Origin of the sequence: Mycobacterium sp., from assembly GCF_049280035.1 — a bacterium.
Taxonomy (GTDB): Bacteria; Actinomycetota; Actinomycetes; order Mycobacteriales; family Mycobacteriaceae; genus Mycobacterium.
Genome location: NZ_JBAPPI010000255.1, coordinates 1 through 5,346, shown reverse-complemented (window position 1 = coordinate 5,346; position 5,346 = coordinate 1). Strand labels below are relative to the sequence as shown.

The window sequence follows — 5,346 nt, the reverse complement described above, 5'->3', positions numbered from 1 at the left end:
TCGGTCCAGTCGTGGCTCACCGTGCTGCCCTCGCCGTATTGGGGTCGGTATTAGGGAATCGAGGACCCATCGTAAGCGAAGTGCTCCGATGGGTTGCCGACTTGGCGCCTAGTGGGGTCATGGCGTCTGGTCGGCTTCGAGCGCTTGCTTGGCCTTTGCGGCGGCTTCTGCGGCCTTGGCGGCCGGGGTGCCGGGACGCTTGCGCTGGACCCAGTCTTCGATATTGCGTTGCTGGCCGCCGGAAACGGCCAGCGCACCCGACGGAACGTCCTCGCGCACCACCGTGCCGGCGCCGGTGTAGGCGCCGTCGCCGACGGTGACCGGGGCTACGAACATGGTGTCTGAGCCGGTGCGCACATGCGAGCCGACCGTGGTGCGTTGCTTGGAGGTGCCGTCGTAATTGACGAAGACGCTGGAGGCGCCAATATTGCTGTGCTCGCCGATGTCGGCGTCGCCCACGTAGGTCAAATGCGGCACTTTGGTGCCCGTCCCGATCGTGGAGTTCTTGGTCTCGACGAATGCGCCCAGCTTGCCGTCGGCGCCCAGCACGGTGCCGGGCCGCACGTAGGTGAACGGGCCGACCACCGCGCCGTTACCGATCGAGGCGCCAGTGCCGTGGGTGCGGACCACCGACGCGCCTTCGCCGACGGCGACGTCGGTCAGCGTGGTGTCCGGGCCGATGGTGCAGCGGCTGCCAATGCGGGTGCCGCCGAGCAGCTGCGTTCCGGGGTGGATAACGGTGTCGCGGCCGATCGTCACATCGACGTCGATCCAGGTGGTGACCGGATCGATGATGGTCACCCCGGCCAGCTGGTGGGCAGCGACGATGCGACGGTTGAGTTCAGCGCCCAACTCGGCCAGCTGGACCCGGTTGTTGACACCGGCCACCAGCGCGCTGTCGTCGACGTGCCGGGCCTGCACCACTTGCCCGTCCTGCCGGACGATCGAGACGACGTCGGTGAGGTACAGCTCTCGTTGGGCGTTGTCGGCTGACAGTCGGCTCAGCGCCGATCGCAGCGCCGCGATGTCGAAGGCGTACACCCCGGCGTTGACCTCACGAATTTCCTGCTGAGAGGGCGTCGCGTCAGCCTGCTCGACGATCCCGATCACTTGATGATCCTGAGTACGCAGTGTTCGGCCGTAGCCGGTCGGATCGGTCAGCGTCGTGGTCAGCACGGTGACCGCCGCGTCCCGGGAGTTGTGCACTGCGACCAAGTCGGCCAGCGTATCGGCGTCGAGCAGGGGGATGTCGCCGGAGGTGACGACAACGACGCCGGCAAAATCGTCGGGCAGCGCCGCCAGGCCGCACAGCACCGCGTGGCCGGTGCCGAGCTGCTGATCTTGTATCGCCACGTCGATGGAACGCCCCAGCGTATTGGTCAATTCACCGACGACCTGTTCGACACTTTCGTGGTCCTGACCCAGCACCACGACCAGGTGCTGCGGCGCCATCTTGGCGATCGAGTGCAGCGAATGCGCCAGCATGCTGCGGCCGGCAAGGGGATGTAGCACCTTCGGGGTGTCCGAGCGCATCCGGGTTCCGGCCCCGGCCGCCAGGATGAGGACCGCCGATTCGCCTTGCGTTGGCATCCAACCTCCTCGGTTTCTGGCCGTTTCCTGCCGCGAGCGTGCACCTCATACGTCGCCACTGATGTCCAGCGTGTCATTATCCGCACGGTCGCGGCAAAACAGGTGCTGCGCCCCGAGCGATAGCTGGCCCCGCTGGCTCGCGCGGTTAGGTCGCCGAATCGTGCTCGACGTGCCGCAGTGCCTCGCGGGCAAGGTACTCGCGGTAATAGGCCAGTGACGTATCAGTCGCGATCGCGGGCAAAAACAGCTCCCACATGTGAGTCAATCGCCCGATGAGGTCGTTGCCGCTGGGAGTCGACTGGGACAGTATCCATGTCCCGAAGGTTGCGCCGATGATGGATTCGCTGACCATTTTCGGGTCGAGGCCGTCTCGGAGATCGCCTTCAGTGATTGCTCTCTTCACCTCGGCGGCCACTCCCTCCACCCAGTTGGTGTAGACGCCGGCGGCAGTGGCATTGAATTTCCCGAAGGCAAGCGTCAACTGCTCGGCGGTGCGGGCCACCTTGTCGGAAGTGAACAGGTCGGCAGCCACGAACGACCCGTGCACCATGTTTTCCAATGCCGGAGAGAATGAGTCAGATATGGCGGCTAACACATCGAGAACTAGCTTGGCACCTTCGTCGATGACCGCCGATGCGAGTGATTCCATCGAATCGAAGTGGTGATAAAAAGCGCCCTTGGTCATCCCAGTGCGCTCGATGATCGCGGCCCGGTCGGCGGCCGCGTACCCCACCTCACCGAAAACGTCGACCGCGGCGTCGAGAATCTTCCGTCGTGTCGCTTGCGATCGAACTTGCCGGGCCATCGCGCCTCCGGAGTTTCGCTATGGGCATAGACTCACGGACCCTTGGTGTGCAGAGGTGCCGAACCCAGCTCCGTCGCCAGGACTCGAACCTGAACTCTCAGAACCAAAATCTGATGTGCTGCCGATTACACCACGACGGACCGCGCACCAGCGGCGAGCAGGCCTGCTGACCGGCCACGCACCCCGATGCCTTCGTCAGACTGTAGTGCAACCGATAACCTGATAGGCGTGGCAGCGCCGGAGAAAGAGGTGCGTGCGCCGCGCGCCAGGATGACCGGCAGCGAGCGGCGGCATCAACTCATCGATATCGCCCGGTCGCTGTTTGCCGAACGCGGCTACGAGGGCACCTCGATCGAGGAGATCGCGCTGCGCGCCAACGTGTCCAAACCGGTCGTCTACGAGCACTTCGGCGGCAAGGAAGGGCTGTATGCGGTCGTCGTCGACCGGGAGATGTCGGCCCTGCTCGATGGCATCACGTCGTCGCTGACCAACAACCGGTCGCGGGTGCGCGTCGAGCGGGTAGCGCTGGCATTGCTGACCTACGTCGAGGAACGCACCGACGGCTTTCGCATCATGATCCGCGACTCGCCGGCGGCCATCAGTTCGGGCACCTATTCCAGCCTGCTCAACGACGCCGTCAGCCAGGTGAGCTCGATCCTGGCCGGCGACTTCGCCCGTCGAGGCCTAGACGCCGGCCTGGCGCCGCTGTACGCCCAGGCATTGGTCGGCTCTGTGTCGATGACCGCGCAGTGGTGGCTCGATACCCGCGAACCCAAGAAAGAAGTCGTGGCCGCACATCTGGTCAACCTGATGTGGAATGGCCTGACCCATCTGGAAGCCGATCCGCACCTGCAGGACGAATGAGCTGTTAGCCCGCGGCGATCGCAAGCGCGGCGTAGCCGGGCGCGGCGGGTCGCCGCTATTAGCCGCGGTCACGCGATAACAGGTCGGCGGTAGTTTCGCGGCGGAGGAGTTCATGCGCCCGGCCGTCCTTCACCGCCACCAGCGGTGGTCGGCCCACCATGTTGTAGTTGGACGCCATGCTGTGGTGGTAGGCGCCGGTGCATGCCACCGCCAGCAGATCGCCTTGATGCAGGTCGGCCGGGAGCTCAACGTCGCGGGCGATCTCGTCGCCCGCCTCGCAGTGTCGCCCCGCCACCGTTACCCGCTGCCTCGGCGCGAGTGAATGTCGATTGGCAAGCGCGACAGTGTATTTCGCCCCGTACAGCGAGACCCGCGGGTTATCGCTCATTCCGCCGTCGACGGCGACGAAGGTGCGCCCGCCGGGTTGTGTCTTGACACCGCACACCTGGTACAAGGTGACACCTGCCCGCGCGCTGATGGCCCGGCCCGGCTCGACCACGACGGTCGGCCGAGGGAAACGTTCGGCGGCGCAGGCCGTGTCCAGCGCGTCGTCGATCACCCGGGCCAGCTCGTCGATGCTGAGCTCCGGGTCACCAGCCAGATACGGAATCCCGTGGCCGCCGCCGATGTTCAGCTCGGTCAGGATGATGCCGTGCCGGACGCGAATGTCGGCCATGGCAGCGATCATCCGGTGAATCGCCTCGCCATAGAGGGCAGTGTCGGTGACTTGCGAGCCGAGATGACAGTGCAGCCCGATCAGGTTGAGGCTGGGGTGCGCCAATACGCGCGCCACTGCGTCCGCGGCGTGCCCGCCGTCGAGGGTGAAGCCGAACTTCTGGTCACTGATCCCGGTTGTGACGGCGCGATGGCCGTGAATGTCGATGTCCGGGGTGACCCGGATCAGCACCCGCTGCCGCCCGTCCGCCAAACCCGCGAGGTCGGTGATCTCGCTGCACGAATCCAGCACGATGCGCCCGACCCCGTTGCGCACCGCGGCGCGCAACTCGTCCTGCGACTTCGCGTTGCCGTGCATGATGATGCGGGCCTTCGCTACGCCAGCGGCCAGAGCGGTGGCCAGTTCACCGGCTGAGCAGACGTCGACGCCGAGCCCCTCTTCGCGGAGCCAGCGGGCCACCGCGATCGTCAGCAGCGACTTGCCCGCGTAGACGACCTCGGTGTCAGGCAACGCCGTGCGATAACGGCGGGCGCGACCCCGGAAGTCGGCCTCGTCGATCACGTAAGTCGGGGTGCGGAACTCGTCGGCGATGTCAGTGAGGGGTACCTCACCAATGCAGAGTCGGCCCTCGTCGTCGGAATGGGTGGTAATCGGCCAGATCGCCGGATGGAACCGCGGCGGAGCCGCATAGCCTATGGAAGGCAAGACGTCCGGCAAAGTTGTTGTCATGACTTCAGCGTCCGCGCGGTGTGAGCGGATGCCGCTGCCCTAACGGATCCTTGACGATGCTGAGCCAGAAATTGACGAAGTTCGGACCCAAACTTGCGACCCATACAATGACGGGATCATGACCGCACCGGGGCCGGAATGTGTAGTTACCCCGATCGCGGGGCTGGTGGAGTCGGCATTGCGCGCGCCGACGCTACAGCGACTCATCGGCCTCGCCGCCGATCGACCTGACGAACTGACGCTGGTCGGCCCGGCCAGCGCCCGGCTATTCGTCGCCAGCGCGCTGGCCCAACACGGTCCGTTGCTGGTGGTGACCGCTACCGGTCGCGAGGCCGATGACCTGTCCGCAGAACTGCGCGGGGTCTTCGGCGACTCCGTCGCGATGTTCCCGTCCTGGGAGACGTTGCCCCACGAGCGGCTCTCACCGGGTGTCGACACCGTCGGCGCCCGACTGATGCTGCTGCGCCGGCTGGCCCACCCCGACGACGCCCGGCTGGGCCCGCCGTTGCGGGTGGTGGTCACCGCGGTGCGCTCGCTTCTGCAGCCGATGGCCCCGCAGCTGGGCTTGCTGGAACCGCTCACTTTGACTGTCGGCAGCGACACTGGCAGCGCCACCGGCGCGGACGGGGGATTCGAAGGGGTCATCACTCGACTGGTCGAGCTGGCCTACACCCGGGTGGAC

General features: G+C 66.0%; 4 protein-coding genes, 1 tRNA gene and 1 pseudogene. 2 read left to right on the top strand and 4 right to left on the bottom strand.

The features are described 5' to 3' along the window. Positions 1–117 precede the first annotated feature (117 nt). From glmU to WAN71_RS08215, 3 genes are all read right to left on the bottom strand, one after another. Positions 118–1,590, bottom strand: a complete 1,473-nt coding sequence (gene glmU / locus WAN71_RS08225) for a bifunctional UDP-N-acetylglucosamine diphosphorylase/glucosamine-1-phosphate N-acetyltransferase GlmU (protein WP_422224851.1) — start codon at positions 1,588–1,590, stop codon at positions 118–120. 145 nt (positions 1,591–1,735) lie between these two features. After that, positions 1,736–2,395 carry a TetR family transcriptional regulator gene (locus tag WAN71_RS08220; protein ID WP_422224850.1) on the bottom strand — a complete coding sequence of 220 codons (660 nt, stop codon included), beginning with the start codon at positions 2,393–2,395 and terminating at the stop codon, positions 1,736–1,738. 68 nt (positions 2,396–2,463) lie between these two features. Next, positions 2,464–2,535 (bottom strand) — tRNA-Gln (locus WAN71_RS08215). Between the two features lie 130 nt (positions 2,536–2,665). On the opposite strand from WAN71_RS08215, the gene WAN71_RS08210 reads away from it, so the two are divergent. Beyond that, on the top strand, positions 2,666–3,259 hold the full coding sequence (locus WAN71_RS08210) for a TetR/AcrR family transcriptional regulator (RefSeq protein WP_422224852.1): 594 nt from the start codon (positions 2,666–2,668) through the stop codon (positions 3,257–3,259). 58 nt (positions 3,260–3,317) lie between these two features. Here WAN71_RS08210 and lysA read toward each other — a convergent pair whose 3' ends face one another. Continuing rightward, positions 3,318–4,664 (bottom strand): diaminopimelate decarboxylase, encoded by a 1,347-nt coding sequence (lysA, locus tag WAN71_RS08205; RefSeq protein ID WP_422224849.1) that lies wholly within the window; start codon positions 4,662–4,664, stop codon positions 3,318–3,320. Positions 4,665–4,782: 118 nt separating this feature from the next. Between lysA and WAN71_RS08200 the strand changes: the two are divergent. Continuing rightward, a pseudogene (locus tag WAN71_RS08200) lies at positions 4,783–5,346 on the top strand (transcription-repair coupling factor); the annotation flags it as partial.